The organism is Nocardioides sp. SLBN-35 (assembly GCF_006715725.1).
GTDB lineage: Bacteria > Actinomycetota > Actinomycetes > Propionibacteriales > Nocardioidaceae > Nocardioides.
On the sequence record NZ_VFNU01000001.1, the window covers coordinates 5,230,691 to 5,253,193 of the forward strand.

The following is a 22,503-nucleotide window of genomic DNA, read 5'->3' on the forward strand; positions in this document are numbered from 1 at the left end:
CCCTGGGCCGTGTCCTAGCCGCACGACTGGTCCTTGGACGGCGGGCACAGCGCCGCGTCCTGGGAGAGCTCGGGGCCGTCCTCGAACAGCTTGTTCCACACGTCGGGCACCACGATGACCGGCACCTTGGCGTAGCCCAGCTGCTCGAGGTCGAAGGTGCTCGCGACCGGGTAGCTGTAGCCGCGGTCGTCGATGAGGTGGATCGTGCCTTCGTCGCTGCTGATCCAGTCGGCCGAGCGGATCACGGCTCCCTGGCCGGACGCGACCGTGACCTCGCGGTCACCGGGCGAGACACCCTCGGCGCTGGCGTCGCCCTGGGGGGCGGTCGCCAGGCGGGCGGCTGCGGGCTCGCCCTTCGCGGTCACCAGCTGGGCGCACGCCTGCTCTGTGGCGGGCAGCGACCTGCTCAGGACCTTCTCGGGCCAGAACTCACGGGCGTCCGTGCTCGCCGGGGCGAAGTCGAACGCCGCACCCGCCACATAGGGGATCTCGGTCGGCTGCTTCTTGCCGAAGGAGGTCGTGCGCAGCACCGCGGCCGCGAACGGCGTCAGCTCGAGGAAGCCCTCGGCGGTGAAGGCGTAGGTCTTGTTGTTGGCCTGCACCCAGTCGCCGACCCGCGCGCCGTCGTAGCCCGGCGCCACGGCGGGCTGTCCGACACCGTCGATGCCGAGGCCGGTGGCGTCGAGCGGGTCGCCCGGCGGGAACAGCTCCAACCACGCGTCGGGAACGGTGATCTCGTCGTTGGGCGAGATGCCGAGCTCGACGAAGAGGGGTTGGTTGTCGGGGAGCAGGTAGCGGTAGGCGCGCCGGGGGACGCCCGGGACGTCGGCCTCGGCGATGAGGAAGACCTTGCCGTCCTCGGCGGACTTCACGACGAAGCCGTCGGTCGGCACCTGCCGCACCCCGGGCAACGCCGAGACCGCGGTCTGCATGCCGAGGCCCGTCCCGGTGCACGAGGTCCAGCCGCTCTCGTCGAGATTCTTGACCGCCGGCACCGTCGCGGGCGCGTCGAGGATGCCGATCGGCTGCCCCTTGCGCACCCCGGCGATCTCGTCGTCGGGCACCTTGCGGGCCTCGACGCTCGCGCCGAGGATCAGCTGGGCCGAGGTCACGTTGATGACCGGACGCACCCGCGGCTGACCCGGCACCGCGTCCTCGTCGAGGATGACGTAGAGCGCGCCGCGGTCGTCGGCGACCAGGCCCGGCTTCTTCCAGTCGACCTCGGCCCGGTCGGACAGCGCACCGGCGATGGCGGCGCCCGCGACGAGGAGTACGGCGAGCGCGATGCCGCCCACGATCATCCGGCCCGGGCGGGCGGGCTCGACCTCGCGGCCGCCCGGCGCGCCGGAGACGAACGCCGTCACCAGGCGACGGCGGCTGAACGAGTAGGCCTCGACGAGGTCCTTCTTGGTGGCCATCGGGGAGTCAGCCGATCCAGTCGCGGACCTGGTCGAACAGGCCGGTCGCGACGACGAGGAGCGGAAGCAGGGTGAGCAGCGCGACGGACTCGAGCACGTCGCCGAACCGGCCGCGGCGCACCGACGGGGCGGACGGGCTGAGCGTGGCGACGAGGAGCACAGCACCGACGACCGCGAGCACGACGGCCAGGGTCGGGCGCCAGTCGGGGTGGAGGGCGAGGACGGCGATCGCGGTCGCGGCGATGCCGGCGACACCGGACGCGAGGCCGAGCAGGACCTCGCTGCCGGTGCGGTACTGGCGGGTGCGCAGCACCACGATCAGGCACGCGTCGACCGCGAGCAGGGTTCCGGTGACGCCGAGGCTGACGGCGAGCGGCGCGACCAGGACGAGGAGCAGGCCGACGGTGCCGCTGATCGCCAGCAGGATCTCGTGGGCGACCCGGGCGTCGGCGGCGACCCGGTCGCGCTCGATGTCGTCGGGGTCGGCCGTGATGTCGGCGGCCGAGTAGAGCTGGTCGACACGGGTGGTCGTCGCACCGAGGGCGAGCCACGGGAAGACGCTGCCGGCCAGGACCACGAACGCGAGCACCGTGGTCAGCAGCGGAGCCGGCGCGAAGCCGTCGGGCGAGGAGCGGACGTAGACGCCGACGCCGACCGCGAGCGCGCCGACGACGAGCGGCGGGATGGCCAGGGTCCGGCCGGCCCCGAGCCCGATCAGGCACACCACACCGGCGAGCAGCGCGCCGGCACCGGCCGCGGCGAGCGGGTCGGCGAACCAGACCTCGCCGTCGGGCACGAGCATCACGCCGGCGACCGCGGCGTAGCCCGCGCCCAGCCAGGCCACGCCGACCCCGGCCTCGTGCTCGCCCTGCGCCCGCGACAGCACGATCGCGCCGGCGCAGAGCGCGGCGGCGACCAGGGCGGTCGCGGCGGCCGCGATGTCGGAGCCGCGCTGCACCAGCAGCGCGCCGGCACCGAGGGCGAGGAACAGACCCGCCGCGACGAGCGCCGTACGACGCCCCGCGGCCGGGTGCCACGGCTCGAGGTCGTGCTCGACGACGTCGGTCATCGCCTCGACGACGTCGTCGTAGACGCGCGGGGCCGGGTCGTCGACGCCCGCGGTGACGGTGAGCAGGCCGCCGTCCTCGATCCCCTGCAGGGTGAGGCCGGTGTCGAGCGCGAGGCGTCGGCCCTCGGAGGTGCCGACCCGGTAGCCGCCGTGGACGGTCGCCGGGTCGAGGAGCCCGACGCTGCGGGCCAGCTCGGGCAGCAGCTCGGCCACCGGGATCGCCCCCGGGAGCACCAGGTCGACGCGCCGGGTGCCCGACGTGACGGTCACCCGGACCAGACCGGACGCGACGGCTGCGCTCGTGCGCGGCGCCTGTGTCATCTGCTCAACCCTTCCCGAAACTGGGGCTCGATCCTAGAAGCCTGCCCTACCGGAGACAGCAACGGAGGGACCGACCACGTGGGTCGGCCCCTCCGTACGTGCATGGGACCGGATCAGAAACGCCCGGCTCCGCGCTTGTCCGCCTGGATGTAGTCGGCGTTGGACTGGTAGGTCGTCTGCGAGACGCCGTCGAGCAGGTCGAGCAGTTCCTTCATCGCCCAGTCCCAGGCCAGCTTGGCCTGGTCCCAGGACTGCCGCTGGGCGCTGGTCTCGGCCCAGGTCAGGACGTACTGGCGGGCGTCGCTCTCGAGCTGGTCGAGGCGGGCGTTCATGTCCTTGGCGGTCTGGTACATCGCCTGGGCGGCCGCCTCGAGCTCGGGGTGGTTGACGCGCAGGCCGTCGAGGCCGCCGAAGTTGGGATCGGTCATGGTTCTCTCCTTGAAGTCTTGGGGTGGTTGGGAGGCGGGACTACTGCGCGTCGAGCTTGCTGAGGAAGCCGGCGAGGTTGCCGCCAGCCGTGCTGTCGGTGTTGACGTTGTCCGACTCGGTCTCGATGAGGGAGTTCTCGAACTGGTCGAGCGCCGCGGTGACGACCTTGTGCTTCTCGAGCCAGGCGTTCTTGACGTTCTGGAACGAGAGGCCACCGCCGCCGACCCACGCCTTGTGCATCCGCTCGAGGTCGATCTCCATCTTCCCCGCCTTCGTCGCGAGGTCCTTCTTGGTCTCGGCCACGAGCTCGGCGACCTTCTTGAGAGCGCCTTCTGCGTGTCCGAACTCAGTGCCTGCCATGTCTGCTCCTTGGTTGCTGGTTGGCGGGCGGCATCAACCCGCCCCTGCATTGCGGTTCCATCGATCTGGCTCCCCGAGCACTGCCAAAGAGCCGACGCGTCAGGGGTTACCCCCGCTCCGCGAGGGGCTAAACATCAGCCCGTGACTTCCCACAGATGACGGAAGAAGCCGACCGCCACGACGAGCGATCCGACGGCGAACGCGCCGCACATCGCCTCGGCGATCTCGGCCCGGCGCGACCACCACGCCGAGCGCCAGCCCCGGCCCACGAACACCGCCGACAGCACGAGGGCACCGGCGATCGCGACCGCCACCGCGGCGACCGCGCCGGGCGCGGTGACCGGGTCCCGGCCACCGGGTGCGATCCCGAGGAGGACGACGGCGAGCACGGCCAGCGCCAGGACGCCGGCCAGCCGCAGCAGCCGGCTGGCGGCCGCGTGGCGGTAGCTGCGCGCGGCGAACAGCAGCGTGGCGCCGCCGAAGCCCACCAGGCAGCGCGCACCGGTCCGGTCGAGCGGCAGGTCGGCGGTGGCGAGGAGGAGGGGTGCGGTGATCACGACGACCACCAGGACGGCGGTCGCGGAGGCGGTGACGGCACGAGCACCCCGGTCGGCGACGGCGCGCACGGCCTGCTCGGGCACCACGATCCGGCCGCGCCGTCCCGTCGGTCGCTCGCGGGCCGACCATGCGGTGACAGCGAGGCGCTCGAGGTCGAGGAGGTACTGGTCGGGGACGTCGACCACCAGCTCGGGCACGAAGCGTGCGGCGAGAACGGCGGCGAGGAAGAGCACCGCCCACACGACCTGCGGGGAGACGCCGGTCAGGGCGCCCAGCCCGGCGACGACGAACCAGCCCGCACCGACCGCGACCCAGACCCGCAGCCCGTCGACCGCGGTGCTGTCGGGCTCGGCGAGCGCGCGACCCACACCGGCGGTGACGGCAGCACAGAGGGCCGCGATGCCGCAGACGGTCGGGAGCCGCTCGGGCACGGGATCCCAGGCAAGTGCGAAGCCGGCAGCGGCGGCGAACGCCGGGGCGGCCAGCACCCGCTGGACTTGCAGTACGCCGATCGGCAGGGAGCCAAGGAGCGCGGCGGCGAGGAGCACGCCCACGACCGGCCAGCGCTCGTCGGGCGACAGCTGCGCGGCGCACCAGCCGGCGAGGGCGGCGAAACCCACGGCGAGCGCGCACCAGGTCGCCGAGGCCCGGCCGGCGACGAGGGCGGACTCGGCGCCGTCACCGGAGCGGAACCTGCTGCGCGGCGGGGCCGGGCGGGACGACGGGTCGACCGCGACGACCACCGAGCCCGCGACCAGACCGACGTCGCCGACGACGTCGGCGAGCTGGAGCGGCTCGCCGGAGCGGGTGACCAGCGGCAGCACGACCGGCAGGCCGGCCTCGGTGGAGTAGGCCCGCGACACGTCCTCGAGCGTGGCGTCCACCGGCACCGTCAGGTCGAGCACGCCACGAGGTCCGTGCACCGTCACCGCGGTGACCGTGCCCGGAGCCGGGGTGCGGGACGTCCCGTTCACCAGTGCTCTCCTCCCGAGATGAGTCGTGGTGCCGGACCGAGGTTCACGGCCCGGCTCGCAGGGTAGTCCTTCACCCTGTGTCTTCCGAGGCTGCTTACCCTGACGGACCCGGGTCCTATCATCGTGCGCGTCGCATGACCGGGCATCGACGACAGGGGACGGCAGCGTGACGGTGGGCATCACTCCAGGCAGCGGGCCGGGCACGCATCGTGCCCCGGGCGGCCCGGGACCCGGGCTTCCTGGCGGTCCCGGTGGTCCCGGTGGTCCCGGTGGTCCCGGTGGTCCTCCGGGCCGGCGCATGGCTCCGCCGGTCGCCGCGCCCGGCAGCCTGACCCAGCGCGGCAGCCGCGGCGAGCGGCCCGAGCTCCCCGGCGGGCAGCTGCAGCTCCAGCCGCCGCCGCAGCTCCAAGCCAGCGAGGGTGCGGCGGGCGTGGCGATGAACGCCATCCCGATGCTCGGCAGCCTCGGATCGATCGTCCTCGTCGCGGGCCTCGGCGGCCAGGGCGGCGGCAACTCGTCGCTGCGCTTCATCGCGGCCGGCATGTTCCTGTTCGCGACCCTCGGCTTCATCGTGGTCCAGATCGACCGGCAGCGGAAGCAGCGCCAGCAGCAGGTCACCGGCTCGCGCACCGAGTACCTCCGCTACCTCGCCACCGTCCGCAAGGTCGCCCGCGACGCCGCGGACCAGCAGCGCCGGGCGCTGACCTGGCTGCACCCCGCGCCGTGGGCGCTGCCCTCGCTGGCCGAGGACCGCACCCGGGTGTGGGAGCGGTCGTCGTCCGATCCCGCCTTCCTGCAGGTCCGCTACGGCGTGTGCGCCCAGCCGCTGGCCCTGGAGCTGCTGCCCCCGGAGGCCGCGCCGATCGACGAGGTCGACCCCGCGTCGGCGTCCGCTCTGCACCGGCTGCTCGTCGTCCACCGCCTCCAGCCCGACCTGCCCGCGTCGATCGACCTGCGGGCCTTCGACCGGATCGAGGTCTGCGGCGACGAGGAGGAGGCCCGCGCCCTGGCCCGCGCCCTGCTCTGCTCGTCGGCGAGCTTCCAGTCCCCGGAGAACCTGCAGGTCGCGGTCCTCGCCACGGACGCCACCCTGGCCCACTGGGACTGGGTGAAGTGGCTGCCGCACGCCCACAGCCAGCACCAGAACGACGCTGTCGGGCCGGCCCGGATGGTGACGACGTCGCTCAGCGACCTCGCCACGATGCTGCCGCCCGACCTGACCGAGCGGCCGCGGTTCGGTGCCGACGAGCGGCCCGCGATCCCCCACATCATCCTGGTGACCGACGGTGCCGAGCTGCCGCCGGGCAACCACCTGATCCCCTCCGACGGCCTGCACGGCGTCACGGTGATCGACCTGCCCGCCCGCTGGGGCGAGCTCGACAGCCCGACGGCGCTGCGCCTCGAGATCGAGCCGCACGCCGGGGCTGCGGCGCCCGGGTCGGTGCCGGAGTCGGTGCCGATCGTCGCCGTACGCCTGCGGACCGAGCCGGTGCGCGCCAAGGGCGACCAGTGCGGCGCAGCCACCGCGGAGGCGGTCGCCCGGCGGCTGACGCCGCTGTTCACCCCGAGCGCCGGCTCCGCCGTCGGCGAGGAGTCGGCCGACCTGTCGGCGCCGACCGACTTCATGGACCTGCTCGGCCTCGGCGACGTGCACGGTTTCGACCCGGGCACGGCCTGGCGGCCACGGCCGGCCCGCGACCGGCTGCGGGTCCCGATCGGTGTCGGAGACAGCGCCGGCCCCGTGCACCTCGACATCAAGGAGTCCGCCCAGCAGGGCATGGGCCCCCACGGCCTGGTGATCGGCGCGACCGGCTCCGGAAAGTCGGAGTTCCTGCGCACCCTGGTGCTCGGCCTGGCGATGACGCACTCGCCCGAGCAGCTCAACATGGTGCTCGTCGACTTCAAGGGTGGTGCGACCTTCGCAGGCATGGCCGAGATGCCGCACGTCTCGGCCGTCATCACCAACCTCGCCCAGGAGCTCACCCTCGTCGACCGCATGCAGGACGCCCTGTCCGGCGAGATGGTGCGTCGCCAGGAGCTGCTGCGCGAGGCCGGCAACTTCGCATCCATCCGCGACTACGAGAAGGCCCGTACGTCGGGCGATCCGGCCACCGAGCACCTCGCTCCGCTGCCGTCACTGTTCCTCGTCGTCGACGAGTTCTCCGAGATGCTGTCCGCCAAGCCGGAGTTCATCGACCTGTTCGTCGCGATCGGCCGGCTCGGTCGCTCGCTGGGCCTCCACCTGCTGCTCGCCTCGCAGCGCCTGGAGGAGGGTCGCCTGCGCGGCCTCGAGTCGCACCTGTCGTACCGGATCGGACTGCGCACCTTCAGCGCCCAGGAGTCCCGCGCGGTGCTCGGCGTGCCCGACGCCTACGAGCTCCCGGCCGTGCCGGGCCTCGGCTACCTCAAGCCGGACCCGACCACGATGACGCGGTTCAAGGCTGCCTACGTGTCGGGTCCTCCGGAGGCCGGCCGGCGCCGCGTCGTGCGCGACAGCGGCGGCAAGGTGCGCGGCATCCTGCCGTTCACGATCTCCGAGGTGCAGACCTTCGACGAGCCGGAGCGCGACGAGGCCGCCACGCCCGTCGTCGTGCCCGAGGGCAGCGCGTCCCTGCTCGACGTGGCCGTCGCACGGATGGACGGGCACGGCCCGGCGGCCCACCAGGTGTGGCTGCCGCCGCTGGACCGGCCCGACACGCTCGACCAGCTGATGCCCGACCTCGCCCCGCACCCCGAGCTCGGCCTGGTGTCGATGCACTGGCGCGGCGTCGGCAACCTGACCGTCCCGCTCGGCACGGTCGACCGGCCGCGCGAGCAGCGCCGCGACACGCTCACGATCAGCCTCAGCGGCTCCGCGGGCCACGTGGCCGTCGTGGGCGGCCCGCGCAGCGGCAAGAGCACGGTGCTGCGCACGATCGTGACCAGCATGTCGCTGACCACGACGCCGCTGGAGTCGCAGTTCTACGTGCTCGACTTCGGTGGCGGCACGTTCGCCCCGATGACCGCGCTGCCCCACGTCGCCGGCGTCGGCACCCGCTCCGAGCCGGAGGTGGTGCGCCGCATCGTCGCCGAGGTCAAGGGCATCGTCGACCGCCGCGAGCGCTACTTCCGCAGCCAGGGCATCGACTCCATCGAGACCTACCGCAGCCGGCGCGCCCAGGGCCGTGCCGACGACGGGTACGGCGACGTCTTCCTGGTCATCGACGGCTGGGGCACGCTGCGTGCGGACTTCGACGACCTCGAGCTGGAGATCCAGCAGCTCGCCGGTCGCGGTCTCACCTTCGGCCTCCACATCGTCACCGGCGCGACCCGCTGGCCCGACTTCCGGGCCGCGATGCGCGACCTGATCGGCACCCGGCTCGAGCTGCGCCTCGGCGACCCGATCGACTCCGAGATCGACCGCAAGGTCGCCGCCCTCGTGCCCGGCAACCGGCCGGGGCGCGGCCTCGTGCCGGGCAAGCTGCACTTCCTCGGCGCCCTGCCGCGCATCGACGGTGTCGACACCGTCGAGAGCCTCGGCGACGGCGTCGACGCGATGATCAACGCCGTCACGTCCGCGTGGCGCGGGCCGGCCGGCCCGAAGCTGCGCCTGCTGCCCGACCGGATCACCCTCGACGAGGTGCGCGTCCAGGCCGGCACCCCGCCGCAACGGCAGCTGCTGCTCGCCATCAACGAGAAGGAGCTGGCCCCGGTCCCGCTCGACGTCGACACCGAGCCGCACCTGCTGCTCTTCGGGGACGGCAAGTCCGGCAAGACCAACCTGCTGCGCAGCTACTGCCAGGAGATCATGCGGACCCGGACCCCCGCCGAGGCCCAGATCCTGCTGGTCGACTACCGCCGTTCACTGCTGGGCGAGGTGCCCGAGGAGTACCTGCTCAACTACCTCACCTCCGCCACCCAGGCACAGCCGGCGCTGAACGACCTGGCGACGTACCTCCAGAACCGGATCCCCGGACCGGACGTCACGCCCGAGCAGCTGCGCAACCGGTCCTGGTGGAGCGGCGCCGAGGTGTTCGTCGTGGTCGACGACTACGACCTCGTCGCCACCCAGCAGAGCTCGCCTGTCGCGCTGCTGCAGCCGCTGATGGCCCAGGCCCGCGACGTCGGCCTGCACATCGCGGTCGCGCGTCGCTCGGGTGGTGCGTCGCGTGCGCTCTACGAGCCGGTCATCCAGTCCATGCGGGACCTCGCGATGCCGGGCATCCTGCTGGCCGGCAGCCGCGACGAGGGCGCCCTGATCGGCAACCTGCGACCGGGACCGGCCCAGCCGGGTCGCGGCAAGATGCTCACCCGCGACCGCGGTGCGGAGGTCGTCCAGCTGGCCTGGACCGACCCGACGCTGTGACCTAGGGGCCGCATGGATCCCCGGATGTCCGGGGATCCATGCAGGGCGGACTCAGTCCGCGCCGACCGGTCGCGGCGCGGCGATGAGTGCCGCGACCGCGGTGGTGACCGGGACGGCGAGGACCAGGCCGATCGAGGTGACCAGGGTGCGCACGACCTCCTCGGCCAGCTGTTCGGTCGAGATCAGCTCGAGCAGCGGGCGGTCGTAGACACGCAGCAGCATGAGCAGGATGAGCGCGGTGCCGACGTACGCGAAGACGATCGTGTAGATCGTCGAGGCGATGTGGTCGCGGCCGATCCTCATGGCACTGGTGAAGACCTCGGTGCGCGAGGCGCCGGGAGTGGCGGCGCGCAGCTCCCAGACGGCCGAGGCCTGGGTGATGGTGACGTCGTTGAGGACGCCGAGGCCGGCGATGACCAGGGCACAGCCGAGCAGGGCCTGGAAGTCGAGGGCGCCGAAGCTGGCGAGGATGGCGCCGCCCTCGTCGCTGATGCCGGTCAGCCGGGCATCGCCGATCGCGAGCACGCCGATGCCGGCGGTGAGCACGATGCCGAGCAGGGTGCCGGCGAGGGCCGTGCTGGTGCGAAGCGAGAACCCGTGGGTCGTGTACAGGACGACGAACATGATCGCGGCCGCGCCGGTGAGCGCGACGCCGACGCCGGGCGAGCCGTCGAGGAGCGCGGGCAGCATCCACCACCACACGACCGCGCCGCCGAAGGCGAGGCCGACCAGCCCGAGGAGGCCGCGCAGCCGGGCCACGGCGAGCACCACGACGACGAAGAGGACACTGAGCCAGACCAGGGTGCCGTAGCGCTCGGTGGCGAAGTAGGAGTACGACGCGTCCTGCTCCGCGTCGGGCGTCGGCGTGCGCAGCAGCTCGACGTGGTCGCCCTTGCCGATGCCGGAGTCGATCACCTCCGGCGGCACGTCGACCCGCACCGTCTCCCCGGCGCCCTTCTCCCCCTTCGCGACCTTCACCGTCAGCGAGCTGCAGCCCGAGCCGTCCGGCAACCCGGTGCCGGCGCACCGCGGAGCGACGTCGACCACCTCGGCGGACGGGAAGGTGACGCCGGGCGCGGCGAACTGGGCGGCCGGGCCGCCCTCCTTCGCGCTGCGCGCGGCGGCGTCGCCGGGCGGCCACCAGGCGATCAGGCCGACCAGGGTGGCGATCAGGGCGAGGGCGAGCACGGCGAGCAGCGCGGTGCGGGCCGTCGTACCGATCCGGACGGGGGCGAGGTCGCCACCGGCGCCGAGTCCATGACCATGTCCGTGTCCGTGTCCCTGGCTGCGCGCGGGCTTCTCCCGGCGGTGGCTGCTCACGGCGCACACCTTGCCACGGCCGACCTCGAGATGAGAATCGTTGTCAACTAGGATCCAGCGGATGAGCGCCGTACCCGTGACCGCCCTGACCGGGCACCTCGGAGCCGGCAAGACCACCCTGCTGAACCGGCTGCTGCAACAACCGGGCGCGCGGATCGGCGTGATCGTCAACGACTTCGGCGCCATCAACGTCGACGCCGGACTGGTGACGGGGCAGGTCGACGAGCCCATCTCGATCGCGGGCGGCTGCCTGTGCTGCCTCGAGGACGTCTCCGGCCTGGACGCGGCCCTCGAGAGGCTGACCCACCCGCGACTGGCACTCGACGCGGTGGTCGTCGAGGCGAGCGGACTGGCCGAGCCGGGGGCGCTGGCCCAGATGATCCGGCACAGCGGTGCGCCGCGGGTGCGTCCCGGAGGGGTGGTCGACGTGGTCGACAGCGTGGAGTACTTCCGCACGGTCGACGACGGCGGGATGCCGCCCGCTCGGTTCTCCGTCGCGACGCTGGTCGTGCTCAACAAGGTCGACCTGCTGCCGGCCGACGAGCGGGAGCAGACCCTGGCCGCGATCGAGGCACGGGTGCGCGAGGTGAACCCGGCGGTGCACGTCGTTCGCACCTCCCGCAGTCGGATCGATCCCGTCCTGGTCCACGACGTCGCGATGGCCGACGACCCGCCCGACCAGCTCCCCCTCGCCTCGCTGCTCCGCGCCGAGCGCGCGGCGGCGGACGGGCACGACCACGGGCCGCACGCCGCCTCCGCCGCGGCCCGCGTCGACGGTCCCGTCGCGCCCGGCGCGCTCGCCGACCTCCTCCTCGACCCGCCCGCGGCGGCGTACCGGATCAAGGGCACGGTCGCCGTCGAGACCGCCCGCGGCCGTCGTGGGTACGTCGTCCACGTGGTCGGCAGGCAGGTCCACGTCGACGCGCTGCGCCCGGCGCCGGACCACAGCGAGCTGGTCGCGATCGGGGTCGGTCTCGACGCCGGGTCCGCGCAGGCCCGGCTGGAGGCAGCCCTCGCCCCTGCCCCTCAGCCCGACCGGGACGGCCTGCTGCGGCTGGACCGGCTGCGCCGGCTCAGCCGCTGACCGCGTACCCGGCTCAGCCCGCGATCACCGCTCCTCGCGGAACTCGACGTGCCGGCGCAGGACCGGGTCGTACTTGTGCAGGACCAGCCGGTCCGGGTCGTTGCGGCGGTTCTTCCGGGTGACGTAGACGTACCCGCTCCCGGCGGTCGAGCGCAGCTTGACGACGGGCCGGACCTCCGATGCCCTGGTGGCCATGGCGTCTCCTCCTTGCTAGATTGAGAACGATTATCACTCTTAACTCGAGGAGCACCATGCGCATTCCCGTCGTCCTGCTGTCCGGCGTCGACCCCGAGGCGATGGCCGCGGCCATGGTCGGACTGCAGTTCGACCTGCCCTCGGCAGTCGCCTGCCGGCACACCATCGACGTGGAGCGCGGGGTGCTGACCCGCACGGTCAGCGACCTGACCGGGGTCGTCGAGACCTACGAGGTGCTGCTCGACCACGCCTGCGTGAGCTGCGCGATCCGCGCGGACATCCTCCCGACGCTCGAGCGGCTGGCCCGCGACGGCCGCTGGCAGAGCATCGTGGCCCACCTCCCGGTCGGCGCCGAGGCGGCCCACGTGTGCTCGGCCCTCGCCCACGACACCCGGGTGGCCCGCCACCTGCGGGTCTCGACGGCGGTGACCGCCATCGGCTCCCGGGAGCCGGTGCGCGACCTGCTCGGCGACGACCTGCTCGCCGAGCGCGGGCACCACTGCGCCTCCGACGACCGGCGCGGCGTGGGCGAGGTGCTCGCCGCGATGATCGAGCACGCGGACGTGGTGGCCTTCGACGGGCCGGCCGACCCGGTCGCCCGCGGCCTGGTCCGCACGCTCGCGCGACCCGACGCCGCCGTGCTCGACGGGGTGCACGCCGTCGGCGGCGAGGTGCTCCTCGGCCGGCTGCACCAGCACGACCGGACCCTGTCCTGGTCGAGCCCGGTCCGCACCGGCGCGCTCACCGACGTCCGCGCCGAGGGCGTGTGGCGAGTCGACCTGCAGTCCCTCCAGCCCTTCCACCCCGGTCGGCTCCTGACGTCGCTGGGCCGCATCGGCACCGGGGCGCACCGCTCACGAGGCTGCTTCTGGCTGCCGAGCCGACCGGGCCGGGCACTCGCCTGGGACGGTGCGGGCGGCCAGCTGAGCATCGGCGACCACGCCTCATGGGGAGCGCGGCGAGCCTTCACCCGGATCGTCCTGATCGGGGTCGGTACGGCGCCCGCGGACCTGCGCCCGGCGTTCGACCACCTGCTGCTGACCCCCGGCGAGGCGGTCGCCTCGCCCGACGGCGAGGACGGCTTCGAGCCGTGGCTCGGCCCGATCCGGGACGCGGCCTGAACCCGGTCCCCAGGTACCGGCCACCGGCACCCGAGACCGATCTCCGGGCGCTCGGGCCGACCTAGCGTCGAGGACATGATCCGCCGTCCCGTCGCCGCCGTCCTGCTCGCCTGCTACTCCGTCGTGATCGCCCGGCTCACCCTCGCCGACCCGTCCGCGGGGCGCTGGGCGTTCGACCTGGCCGGCTCGGCGGCGTGGCGGGCCAGCGACGGGCGCCTGGACTGGAGCGAGACCGAGGCGCTGGCGAACATCGCCCTCTTCGTGCCGGCGGGCTTCCTGCTCGCGATCCTGCTGGGCCGGCCGCTGCTCGCGGCAGCACTGACGGTGCTCGCCTCGGCGTGCATCGAGCTGGCCCAGCAGCAGTTCCTCCCGAGCCGGGTACCCACGCTGGCCGACGTGTGGCACAACGGACTGGGCGGTCTCGCGGGTGCGGTGCTGGCCTGGCCGCTCAGCGTCCGCCCGCGCCTCACCCCGCGGACGAACTAGAACACGTTATCGTTTTGCCATGAGCGGCTCGGTCGGGGCGGACACCCTGCAGCAGGAGTACGACGTCGTGGTGGTCGGGTCGGGCGGCGGCGCCCTGACCGGGGCCGCCCTCGCGGCCGCGGCCGGGCTCAGCACCCTGGTGCTCGAGCGGACGCCGCTGGTGGGCGGCACGTCGGCGTACTCGGGCGGCGCGTGCTGGCTGCCCGGCACCGAGGTCCAGCAGCGCGCCGGGCTGCCGGACTCGACCGACGGCGCCCGGGCCTACCTCGCCGCCGTCCTCGACGACCCCGACCAGGAGCGGGTCGAGGCGCTGCTCGAGCAGGCGCCGCGGCTGGTCGCGCAGCTCGAGGCGGACCCGCTCATGGAGTTCGAGTGGATCCCCTTCTCGGAGTACTACGACGCACCCGGCCGGGTCCCGATGGGCCGCTCGATCCAGCCGAGGAGCATTCGCCGCGACGAGCTCGACCCGGCCGTCGCGGCGCTGGTGCGGCCGCCGGTCGAGCGCGACCGGGCCGGCCTGCCGGGCCGGTCGACCCTGTCCGGTGGCCAGGCGCTGATCGCCCGGCTCGCCGCGATGACCGTGCGCGACGGCGGCACGATCGCGACCGGCCGCCAGGTCGTCGGCTTCGACCGCGACGCCGACGGGCGCGCCACGACCGTCCGCTACGTCGGCGAGGGCGGGCCCGGCGAGGTCCGCGCCCGGCGCGGGATCCTGGTCGCCGCCGGCGGCTTCGAGGGCAGCTCGGAGCGTCGGATCGCACACGGCACGCCGGGCGACGCGGCCTGGACGATGGCGCCGCGCGGGACCAACACGGGCGAGGCGATCGACGCGGCTGCCGCGATCGGCGCGGCCACGGACTGGGCGGGCGAGGGCTGGTTCTGCCCCGGCCTGCAGCAGCCCGACGGCAGCGGCGCGTTCACCCTCGGCTTCCGCGGCGGCGTGATGGTCGACGCGACGGCACGGCGCTACGGCAACGAGTGCCTGCCCTACGACCGCTTCGGCCGGGTGATGGCCGCATCGGCCGACCGCACGCCGTCCTGGTTCGTGTTCGACTCCCGCGAGGACGGCCGGCTGCCCGCGATCGCGATGCCGGAGGGCGACCGCGCCGAGCACCTCGACGCCGGCACCTGGGTCGAGGCGGACACCGTCGCAGACCTGGCCACCGCCATCGGCCTGGATCCCGACACCCTCGTCGCCACCGTGGAGCGCTACAACGGGTTCGCAGCCGCCGGGCGCGACGAGGACTTCGGCCGCGGCGAGGACGAGTACGACACCTTCTTCGCCGGCGGCGGCGGCCCGTCGGCCGCGCTCGTCCCCGTCGACAGGGCGCCGTTCACCGCGGCGCGCTTCGTGCTCTCCGACCTCGGGACCAAGGGCGGCCTGGTCACCGACGCGAGCGCCCGGGTGCTCGACACCGGCGGCGTGCCGATCCCCGGCCTGTACGCCGCCAGCAACTCGACCGCGTCGGTGTTCGGCTCGGCCTACCCCGGGCCGGGTGCGCCGCTCGGCGCGGCGATGACGTTCGCCTCGCTCGCGGTGGCGGACATGCGGGCCGCCGGCCCTTGTAACTAAGAGATTCCGCGGGTAGGCGCGTGTCGGTGAAGCAGGACAGGCACGAGCCTCGGTAGCAGAAGAGGTGTCTAAAGCCGCCTTCTGTTCCCCGAGGTGCTCGTGCCTGCCCTGCCATCCTCTGTCATCGAACCGGTCTGGGACCAGTTCGCCGCGCTGATCCCCGAACACATCGACACCCACCCCCTGGGCTGCCACAACCCGCGCATCCCCGACCGCGTCGTCTTCGACAAACTCGTCCAAGTCCTCGTCCTCGGCGCCGCCTACGACAAGATCGCTGACCACACCTGCTCGGCGACCACCATCCGCAACCGCCGCGATGAGTGGATCGCCGCCGGGATCTTCGAAGCACTCGAACAGGCCTGCCTCGATGCCTACGACCGCATCGTCGGACTCGACCTGGCCGATGTGACCGCCGACGGCTGCCTGGCCAAAGCGCCCTGCGGGGGTCAAGCAGCCGGCAGATCCCCCGTGGATCGAGGGAAACTCGGCACCAAACGCTCCCTGCTCACCGACGGCAACGGCATCCCCGTGGGCTGCGTCATCGCGCCCGGGAACCGACACGACTCACCGTTCTTGCGCCCGACCCTGGAGACACTGGGCCGGTTCGAGACCCGCCTCGGTATCGGGTTCGGCATCGGCTTACCCGACGAGATCACCGTCCATCTCGACGCCGGCTACGACAGTGCCACCACCCGCGACCTGCTCGACGAGCTCGGCTGCCAAGCGGTGATCTCTCAGAAGGGCCACCCCCTCCAAGCCGGTCGGCGATGGGTCGTCGAACGCACCCATGCCTGGCACACCCGCGGGTTCAAGAAACTCGCCATCTGCACCGAACGCCGTACCCGCGTCATCGCGGCCTTCATCGCGCTCGCCAACGCTGTGATCATCACCCGGCAACTCCTCCGAGCCGCTTGGACCACCCACCGTTGGGACACCCGACCGGCCCGCCAGCCGTGACCTACCCGCGGAATCTCTAAGTGTTGCGTCACGAAAAGCGGCGCAACAGCACCCGGGCAGTGGCAACAACGCCCGGGTAGATAGCCCCGGCGGCCTCAGGCTCGCGGCGCCCGCTCACGTGGCTGGTCGCGAACATCCACCTCGGCGCTGTTGCCAGTACCTCGGCGCTGTTGCACCCAAAACCATGCTGTAACACTTAGTTACAAGCGGCGCGCGAGGTCAGTCGTCTGCGAGCCGGTCGAGCACGGTCGTGGCGAACCGGCCGAGGCTGCGCACCTGGTCGCCGTTGAGCCCGTCGAAGAACAGCTCACGCACCAGCGCGACGTGGCCGGGCGCGGCGGCGTCGATGGCGGCTTGGCCGGCGTCGGTCAGGTCGACGAAGGCGCCGCGCCGGTCGTCGGCGCAGTGTCGGCGCGCGACCAGGCCGCGCGCCTCCATCCGGGAGACCTGCTTGGAGACCCGGCTCTTCTCCCACTGGAGGCGCTCGCCGAGCTCGAACATCCGCAGCGAGTGCTCGGGCACGTCGTCGTCGGTGAGGGCGACGAGGATCTCGTAGTCGGAGATGGACAGGCCGCTGGCGGCCTGCAGCTCGCGGTTGAGGCGCGCGAACAGCCGGTTGTTGAGGTCGAGCCAGGCTCGCCAGGCCTGGGTCTCCTCGGCGTCGAGCCATCGCGTCGTCGTACTCATCGGTGCCATCCTAGCGGGGAATGTTGACATATCCACGACCTCGGAGGAGAGTAGTTGACATGGCAACCATTGACCTCGACGCGATCACGAAGGACCGCGAGCGGATCAAGAGGGAGTACCTCGCCCCCGAGGGCGAGCGACCCGAGAGCAGCGCCCGCGGGATCCACCACGCCGCCCTGCTGTCCTCGGACGTCCGGCGCACGATCGACTTCTACCAGGGGCTGCTGGAGTTCCCGCTGACGGAGATCTTCGAGAACCGCGACTACGCCGGCTCCGACCACTTCTTCTTCGACGTGGGCGCGGGCAACCTGCTTGCCTTCTTCACGCTGCCCGGCCTCGACCTCGGGCCGTACGCCGAGGTGCTCGGCGGGCACCACCACCTCGCCATCTCGGTGACCCGGGAGAAGTGGGACTACCTGCGCGCCAAGCTCGACGACGCGGGCGTGGAGTACCACCTGGAGTCGAAGGTCTCGCTCTACTTCCCCGGGCCCGACGGCGAGCGCCTCGAGCTGCTGGCCGACCCGCTCGGCGAGATGTACGGCACCAAGGTGTTGTGATCGACCGCACTCGTCCCACCGAGCGGCCCGATTAGCCGTGGCCCCCTGGGCGGGGCCTACCATCAAGCGGCTTTGTCGACCTGCTAAGAGGGGAAGCGTTGAGCACCACCGAAGATAAGTTCACTCGCTGGAAGCACCACGAGGAGCTCGCTGAGGCGATGATCCCGATCGTCGGCAAGCTGCACCGCGAGAAGGACGTCACGATCCTGCTCCACAGCCGCTCGCTGGTGAACAAGTCGGTCATCGACATCCTCAAGACGCACCGCTACGCGCGCCAGATCGACGGCGTCGAGCTGTCGGTCCGCGACACCTTCCCCTTCCTCGAGGCGATCGCCGCGCTCGACCTGGGCGCCGCGAAGGTCGACCTCGCGCTGCTGATCCGGGCCTACCGCGCCGCCGGCGACGAGCAGTCGATCGCCGACTTCACCGCCGCCGCGCTCGCCGAGGCCACCGGTGACAACAAGCTGCCCGCGCCGTCCCCGCAAGACGTCGTCCTCTACGGCTTCGGCCGCATCGGCCGCCTCGTCGCGCGCCTGCTCGTCGAGAAGTCCGGCTCCGGCAACGGCCTGCGCCTGCGCGCCGTCGTCGTCCGCAAGGCCAAGGGCGACGACCTCAAGAAGCGCGCCTCGCTGCTGCGCCGCGACTCGATCCACGGTGCCTTCAACGGGTCGATCACGGTCGACGAGGAGAAGAACCAGATCATCGCCAACGGCAACGTGATCCAGGTGATCTACTCGAACTCGCCCGACGAGATCGACTACACCGAGTACGGCATCAACGACGCCATCCTCATCGACAACACGGGCATCTGGCGCGACCGCGAGGGCCTGTCGTCACACCTGCGTCCCGGCATCGCCAAGGTGCTGCTGACCGCGCCGGGCAAGGGCGACGTCCCGAACATCGTGCACGGCGTCAACCACCTCGACGTCGACCTCGACGAGAAGGTGCTCTCCTGCGCCTCCTGCACGACCAACGCGATCGTCCCGCCGCTCAAGGCGATGGAGGACGAGTTCGGCATCGTCCGCGGTCACGTCGAGACGGTGCACTCGTTCACCAACGACCAGAACCTGCTGGACAACTTCCACAAGGCCGACCGTCGCGGGCGCTCCGCGCCGCTCAACCTGGTCATCACCGAGACGGGTGCGGCCTCGGCCGTCGCCAAGGTACTGCCGGACCTCCGCGCCCGGATCACCGGCAACTCGATCCGGGTGCCCACGCCGGACGTCTCGATCGCGATCCTGAGCCTGCAGCTCAAGCGCGAGACGACGCGTGAGGAGGTCAACGGCCACCTGCGCGAGGCCTCCCTGGTCGGCCCGCTGGCCCGCAACCTCGACTACACGACCGCGTCCGACGCCGTGTCCACCGACTTCATCGGCGCCCGCGCGGCCTCGATCGTCGACGGCGGCGCCTCGATCGTCGACGGCGACTCGGTGATCCTCTACGTCTGGTACGACAACGAGTTCGGCTACTCCTGCCAGGTGCTGCGCACGGTGCAGTACATCTGTGGCGTGGAGTACACGACGCTGCCGCGCGTCTGACCACCTGACGCCGGCGTGTGCGCCGGTCCCGGCCCCTTGCGAGGGGCACGGGACCGGCGCACACTGCAATTGAGGGGGGTTCACACGCGAGAGGTGGGACCATGAACGAGAGCCCGACCACCGGCGCCGACGTCCTCGCCGACACCGTCACCCAGACCCACGCCGTGCTGCACGCCCGGCTGCGCAGCGCCGAGGCCTCCCGGCCCACCCGCGACCGACCACGGGCCGCGCTCAGCGCCGCCGACCCGTTCCTCGCGAGCACCAGCCGCCACGTCGCAGCCGCGAACGCCGTGCTCGCCCCCGCGGCGCGCCGCCACCTCGACCAGGGGCACCGGCGCGCCCACGAGCTCGCCCTGCAGAGCAAGCGGCTCGAGATCGCGCTGAGCCAGCTCAAGGCCAAGCTCTACGGTTCGACGTTCGTCGTACGACGGCCGTGGGCGAGCATCTGGGAGGAGGTCGAGCGCGAGCTGGCCGCCACCCGCTCCGTCGAGCTCCAGCTGGTCGCCGAGCTGGTCGCCGCCACCGACGCCGAGCGCCGCGGCGAGCTCGCCGAGCAGCTCTACCGCACCGAGCGGCGGGTGCCGACCCGGCCGCACCCGTACCTGCCCCACCGCGGCCTCAGCGGCCGGGTGGCCCGCCGGGTCGCCCTGCAGGTGGACCGGTTCTGGGACACCGCCGAGGGCCGGATGGTGCCCGAGCCGGTGCGCCCGCACCGCGGCCGCGAGGGCCGGATCGCGCAGTACCTGCTGGCCGACCCACACCTCCCCGGCTGACCGGGGCTGCCGGCGTTACATCGTTTCGGGTGAGGATCCCCACGCCCCGAACGTGACGGCGACCACTGCGCTAACTCTTGCAAGCAAGGTGCACTGGACGACGAGACCTCCCTGACCCGGGGAGGCCGCCCATGTCGCGCCGAGGCCCGCGCTCGACGGTGGGGAGACATCGACCACGATGAAGTAAGCGCGGGCACGGGAGACCCAGGTAGTACGCCGGAGTGATCCGGCTCGGGGCGAAGGGACGAGGAGTCCCTGGGCACCAGCAGCCCAAGCCCGACAGGTCATCTCTCGCAGGCGCCGCTGCGGAGTTCCATCTGATGTCCACCATCGCGACGCGCGCTGCCGCGCGCCTGCTCGTCGTACCCCTGCTCGCCTCGGCGAGCCTGTTCTCGTCGGCCCCGGCCGCCCACGCCGACGACCCCACCGGCTCCTCGCTCGTCCCGGCGGCCGAGATCGCCAAGGACGAGGCTGCCGAGCACCCCCACCACGCCTCGGGCCACGACAAGGCCGAGGAGAAGGCCGCGAAGCGCGTCGCCAAGGTGATGAACACCGTCCGCTCGCGCGCCGGCAAGCCCTACGTGTACGGCGCCGCCGGCCCGAACGCCTTCGACTGCTCGGGCCTGGTGCAGTGGGTGTACCGCCACGTCGGCAAGAACCTGCCCCGTACGTCCGGCGCCCAGGCCGGCGCCACCCGGCGGGTGCGCAACCCGCAGGTCGGCGACCTGGTGTTCTTCACCAGCGGCGGCCGGGTCTACCACGTGGGCATCTACGCCGGGAACCACACGCTGTGGCACGCCTCGCGGCCCGGCGTACCGGTCCGTCGCGACCGGATCTGGACCGGCTCGGTCTTCTACGGCCACGTGCGCTGACCTGATCGGACCACCGACCGCCGGTCTCCCGTATGAGGGGGGACCGGCGGTCGTTCATCTCAGCGGGACGCCCCGGAACTGCGTCGGGTTGCGGAACTTCACGTAGTCGAACATCGACTGCACCTTGGCGCTGGTGTTGGCCCACGCGGAGAACGCCCAGGCGTTGGTGCCGGAGTGCGTGTAGACCCGGTCGGAGTGGTAGACGGACCTGCCGATGAAGCCGCCCAGCCTCTTGCCGTAGACGATGTCGCGCCCGGCCCAGGGCTGGTTGACCCGGCTCCGGTCCGGGTTGTAGGCACCGTAGTAGTAGCTGGTCGCGGCGGAGGCGCTGGTCCAACGGGTCACCGTGAGGTGGCGGTAGGTGCCGTCGGGGGTCTTGGCACCGCAGTGCCAGCCCTCGACGTACCCGCTCGCCTTGAGCGTCCAGGGCTTGCAGGCCGGCGCGCTCTCGACACCGGGGAACACCCACTGGGCGCCCTTCCAGCCCGTCGGCAGGGCGCAGCCGGAGCTGGCGACGACCTGGGCGCCGGTCCAGCAACGGAAGGTGGGGACCGGCTGGGCCGGGGCCGGGGTCGGGATGGGGCTCGGGGTCGGCTTCGGCTTCGCCTTCTTCGTGGGCTTCGCGGGGCTCGTCGGCTCCTCGGCCACGGGACCGGGGTCGACCAGCTCGGGAGTGGCCGACCTCTCCTTCTTCGGGCGAGGAGTGCTGCTCGGCGCGTTCGGGGTCGGGGTCGTGTCCGGGGTGGCCGTGGCCGGGGTGGTCGCGCCGGTCGACGGGTCCTCGGCGGTCAGCACGGACGGGGTCATGTCGACCCCGCCGAGCAGTGAGCCGACGTACACGGCGAGGCCGACGAGGGCGAGTACCAGCGTGGTCGCGACGAGGCGTCGGCGCAGCGAGCCCGGCGCCGGCGACGTGTCGAGCGGCTGGCGGACCGAGGTGACCTCGGGCAGCACCAGGCCCTCGGGGGCACTGGTCCGCAGGGCGGAGAGGTCGGCGAGCATCGCCCGCGCGGACGGGTAGCGGCGGCGCGGGTCCTTGGCGAGCGAGCGGCGCAGCACGGCGTTGAGGCCGTCCAGGAACGGGTCGCGGCCGGGAACCTGGGGCACCGGGCCGCGCAGGTGGCCCATCGCCACCTCGGCGTCGGTGCCGACGTACGGCGGAGTGCCGGTCAGCATGGTCCACAGCAGACAGCCCGCGGAGTAGACGTCGCCGGCGACACCGGCGGCGCCCGTGTCGCCGGAGTGGCGCTCGGGCGCCATGTAGGCGGCCGAGCCGACCAGGACGCCGGTGCGGGTGAGCTCGCCGCCGGGTGAGGTGGCGATGCCGAAGTCGCACAGGTAGGCGGTCGACCCGTCGTCGCGCAGCAGCACGTTGGACGGCTTGACGTCGCGGTGCACCACGCCGATCGCGTGCGCGTCGGCCAGGCCCTCCAGGACCTGGCAGGCCAGGTCGACGGCGTACGACGGCTCGACGGCGCCCCGCGTGCGCAGCACCGCGCTGAGGTCGCCGCCGCGGACCAGCTGGGTGACGAGGTACGGCGCGCCGTCCTGCTCGCCGTGGTCGAAGACGGCGACCACGTGCGCGCTGTCCATCCGCGACAGCACGACCGCCTCGCGGCGGAACCGCTCGCGGAACTCGGCGTCCTGCCCGAGCGCGGGGTTGATCACCTTGAGCGCGACGTCGCGCTCGAGCTGCGGGTCGTGGGCGCGCCACACCGTGCCCATCCCGCCGCGGCCGAGCACCTCGACGAGCTGGTACCTGCCCAACCAGTCCCCAGCGCGGGGCTCCGAGCCGCCCATGGCCCCGATCCTGCGTCACGGCTGCTCCCGGGGCAAACCGGGGTGCAGGAGGGCGCATGGGAGGGT

Annotated in this window: 19 protein-coding genes; 10 read left to right on the forward strand and 9 right to left on the reverse strand. The window is 72.7% G+C overall.

Going from position 1 to position 22,503, the window contains the following annotated elements; all coding sequences use genetic code 11:
- Positions 1–14 precede the first annotated feature (14 nt).
- The 5 genes from eccB to FBY23_RS25180 all read right to left on the reverse strand — a co-directional run bounded on the left by eccB (position 15) and on the right by FBY23_RS25180 (position 5,129).
- A complete protein-coding gene (gene eccB, locus FBY23_RS25165) occupies positions 15–1,418 on the reverse strand; it encodes a type VII secretion protein EccB (RefSeq protein WP_141800643.1) in 1,404 nt (467 codons plus the stop codon).
- A 7-nt stretch (positions 1,419–1,425) separates the two neighbouring features.
- Positions 1,426–2,808 (reverse strand): type VII secretion integral membrane protein EccD, encoded by a 1,383-nt coding sequence (eccD, locus tag FBY23_RS25170; RefSeq protein ID WP_141800644.1) that lies wholly within the window; start codon positions 2,806–2,808, stop codon positions 1,426–1,428.
- A gap of 113 nt (positions 2,809–2,921) precedes the next feature.
- Positions 2,922–3,236 carry a WXG100 family type VII secretion target gene (locus FBY23_RS26095; protein WP_160158367.1) on the reverse strand — a complete coding sequence of 105 codons (315 nt, stop codon included), beginning with the start codon at positions 3,234–3,236 and terminating at the stop codon, positions 2,922–2,924.
- A gap of 40 nt (positions 3,237–3,276) precedes the next feature.
- The gene (locus FBY23_RS26100) at positions 3,277–3,597 is read right to left on the reverse strand and encodes a hypothetical protein (RefSeq protein ID WP_160158368.1); all 321 of its coding nucleotides are present in this window, start codon (positions 3,595–3,597) and stop codon (positions 3,277–3,279) included.
- Positions 3,598–3,731: 134 nt separating this feature from the next.
- Positions 3,732–5,129, reverse strand: coding sequence for a hypothetical protein (locus tag FBY23_RS25180; RefSeq protein WP_160158369.1), 1,398 nt, complete (start codon positions 5,127–5,129; stop codon positions 3,732–3,734).
- Positions 5,130–5,427: 298 nt separating this feature from the next.
- Here FBY23_RS25180 and eccCa point away from each other — a divergent pair, with 298 nt between their 5' ends.
- Positions 5,428–9,474: a type VII secretion protein EccCa gene (gene eccCa / locus FBY23_RS25185; RefSeq protein WP_141800647.1), complete on the forward strand. Its 4,047-nt coding sequence runs from the start codon at positions 5,428–5,430 to the stop codon at positions 9,472–9,474.
- Positions 9,475–9,525: 51 nt separating this feature from the next.
- Here the strand turns inward: eccCa and FBY23_RS25190 are convergent, their stop codons facing one another.
- Positions 9,526–10,794: a YibE/F family protein gene (locus tag FBY23_RS25190; protein ID WP_260806552.1), complete on the reverse strand. Its 1,269-nt coding sequence runs from the start codon at positions 10,792–10,794 to the stop codon at positions 9,526–9,528.
- A gap of 61 nt (positions 10,795–10,855) precedes the next feature.
- Here FBY23_RS25190 and FBY23_RS25195 point away from each other — a divergent pair, with 61 nt between their 5' ends.
- Positions 10,856–11,878: a GTP-binding protein gene (locus FBY23_RS25195; RefSeq protein ID WP_141800648.1), complete on the forward strand. Its 1,023-nt coding sequence runs from the start codon at positions 10,856–10,858 to the stop codon at positions 11,876–11,878.
- 24 nt (positions 11,879–11,902) lie between these two features.
- Here the strand turns inward: FBY23_RS25195 and rpmG are convergent, their stop codons facing one another.
- Positions 11,903–12,073 carry a 50S ribosomal protein L33 gene (gene rpmG, locus FBY23_RS25200; RefSeq protein ID WP_141800649.1) on the reverse strand — a complete coding sequence of 57 codons (171 nt, stop codon included), beginning with the start codon at positions 12,071–12,073 and terminating at the stop codon, positions 11,903–11,905.
- A 56-nt stretch (positions 12,074–12,129) separates the two neighbouring features.
- Between rpmG and FBY23_RS25205 the strand changes: the two genes are divergently transcribed.
- The 4 genes from FBY23_RS25205 (at position 12,130) to FBY23_RS25220 (ending at position 16,210) form a co-directional block, all read left to right on the forward strand.
- Entirely contained in the window at positions 12,130–13,194 is a 1,065-nt protein-coding gene (locus FBY23_RS25205) for a GTP-binding protein (RefSeq protein ID WP_141800650.1), read from the forward strand.
- Between the two features lie 75 nt (positions 13,195–13,269).
- On the forward strand, positions 13,270–13,680 hold the full coding sequence (locus FBY23_RS25210; RefSeq protein WP_141800651.1) for a VanZ family protein: 411 nt from the start codon (positions 13,270–13,272) through the stop codon (positions 13,678–13,680).
- A gap of 19 nt (positions 13,681–13,699) precedes the next feature.
- Positions 13,700–15,253, forward strand: coding sequence for an FAD-dependent oxidoreductase (locus tag FBY23_RS25215; protein WP_141800652.1), 1,554 nt, complete (start codon positions 13,700–13,702; stop codon positions 15,251–15,253).
- A 99-nt stretch (positions 15,254–15,352) separates the two neighbouring features.
- On the forward strand, positions 15,353–16,210 hold the full coding sequence (locus FBY23_RS25220) for an IS5 family transposase (protein ID WP_141801220.1): 858 nt from the start codon (positions 15,353–15,355) through the stop codon (positions 16,208–16,210).
- 219 nt (positions 16,211–16,429) lie between these two features.
- On the opposite strand, the gene FBY23_RS25225 is transcribed toward FBY23_RS25220, so the two are convergent.
- Positions 16,430–16,897 carry a MarR family winged helix-turn-helix transcriptional regulator gene (locus tag FBY23_RS25225; RefSeq protein WP_141800653.1) on the reverse strand — a complete coding sequence of 156 codons (468 nt, stop codon included), beginning with the start codon at positions 16,895–16,897 and terminating at the stop codon, positions 16,430–16,432.
- Between the two features lie 59 nt (positions 16,898–16,956).
- Here FBY23_RS25225 and FBY23_RS25230 point away from each other — a divergent pair, with 59 nt between their 5' ends.
- The 4 genes from FBY23_RS25230 to FBY23_RS26530 all read left to right on the forward strand — a co-directional run bounded on the left by FBY23_RS25230 (position 16,957) and on the right by FBY23_RS26530 (position 20,637).
- Positions 16,957–17,454 (forward strand): VOC family protein, encoded by a 498-nt coding sequence (locus FBY23_RS25230; RefSeq protein WP_141800654.1) that lies wholly within the window; start codon positions 16,957–16,959, stop codon positions 17,452–17,454.
- A 98-nt stretch (positions 17,455–17,552) separates the two neighbouring features.
- Positions 17,553–18,992 (forward strand): glyceraldehyde-3-phosphate dehydrogenase, encoded by a 1,440-nt coding sequence (locus tag FBY23_RS25235; protein ID WP_141800655.1) that lies wholly within the window; start codon positions 17,553–17,555, stop codon positions 18,990–18,992.
- 101 nt (positions 18,993–19,093) lie between these two features.
- Positions 19,094–19,765 (forward strand): hypothetical protein, encoded by a 672-nt coding sequence (locus tag FBY23_RS25240; protein ID WP_141800656.1) that lies wholly within the window; start codon positions 19,094–19,096, stop codon positions 19,763–19,765.
- Positions 19,766–20,085: 320 nt separating this feature from the next.
- Positions 20,086–20,637 carry a C40 family peptidase gene (locus FBY23_RS26530; RefSeq protein ID WP_174245245.1) on the forward strand — a complete coding sequence of 184 codons (552 nt, stop codon included), beginning with the start codon at positions 20,086–20,088 and terminating at the stop codon, positions 20,635–20,637.
- A gap of 54 nt (positions 20,638–20,691) precedes the next feature.
- Here the strand turns inward: FBY23_RS26530 and FBY23_RS25250 are convergent, their stop codons facing one another.
- Positions 20,692–22,437, reverse strand: coding sequence for a serine/threonine-protein kinase (locus tag FBY23_RS25250; protein ID WP_141800657.1), 1,746 nt, complete (start codon positions 22,435–22,437; stop codon positions 20,692–20,694).
- Positions 22,438–22,503: the final 66 nt, after the last annotated feature.

Coding starts and splice junctions, on each gene's coding strand:
- eccB (WP_141800643.1), bottom strand. CDS start 1,418: ATGGCCACCAAGAAGGACCTCGTCGAGGCCTACTCGTTCAGCCGCCGT.
- eccD (WP_141800644.1), bottom strand. CDS start 2,808: ATGACACAGGCGCCGCGCACGAGCGCAGCCGTCGCGTCCGGTCTGGTC.
- FBY23_RS26095 (WP_160158367.1), bottom strand. CDS start 3,236: ATGACCGATCCCAACTTCGGCGGCCTCGACGGCCTGCGCGTCAACCAC.
- FBY23_RS26100 (WP_160158368.1), bottom strand. CDS start 3,597: ATGGCAGGCACTGAGTTCGGACACGCAGAAGGCGCTCTCAAGAAGGTC.
- eccCa (WP_141800647.1), top strand. CDS start 5,428: ATGGCTCCGCCGGTCGCCGCGCCCGGCAGCCTGACCCAGCGCGGCAGC.
- FBY23_RS25195 (WP_141800648.1), top strand. CDS start 10,856: ATGAGCGCCGTACCCGTGACCGCCCTGACCGGGCACCTCGGAGCCGGC.
- rpmG (WP_141800649.1), bottom strand. CDS start 12,073: ATGGCCACCAGGGCATCGGAGGTCCGGCCCGTCGTCAAGCTGCGCTCG.
- FBY23_RS25205 (WP_141800650.1), top strand. CDS start 12,130: ATGCGCATTCCCGTCGTCCTGCTGTCCGGCGTCGACCCCGAGGCGATG.
- FBY23_RS25210 (WP_141800651.1), top strand. CDS start 13,270: ATGATCCGCCGTCCCGTCGCCGCCGTCCTGCTCGCCTGCTACTCCGTC.
- FBY23_RS25215 (WP_141800652.1), top strand. CDS start 13,700: ATGAGCGGCTCGGTCGGGGCGGACACCCTGCAGCAGGAGTACGACGTC.
- FBY23_RS25225 (WP_141800653.1), bottom strand. CDS start 16,897: ATGAGTACGACGACGCGATGGCTCGACGCCGAGGAGACCCAGGCCTGG.
- FBY23_RS25230 (WP_141800654.1), top strand. CDS start 16,957: ATGGCAACCATTGACCTCGACGCGATCACGAAGGACCGCGAGCGGATC.
- FBY23_RS25240 (WP_141800656.1), top strand. CDS start 19,094: ATGAACGAGAGCCCGACCACCGGCGCCGACGTCCTCGCCGACACCGTC.
- FBY23_RS26530 (WP_174245245.1), top strand. CDS start 20,086: ATGTCCACCATCGCGACGCGCGCTGCCGCGCGCCTGCTCGTCGTACCC.
- FBY23_RS25250 (WP_141800657.1), bottom strand. CDS start 22,437: ATGGGCGGCTCGGAGCCCCGCGCTGGGGACTGGTTGGGCAGGTACCAG.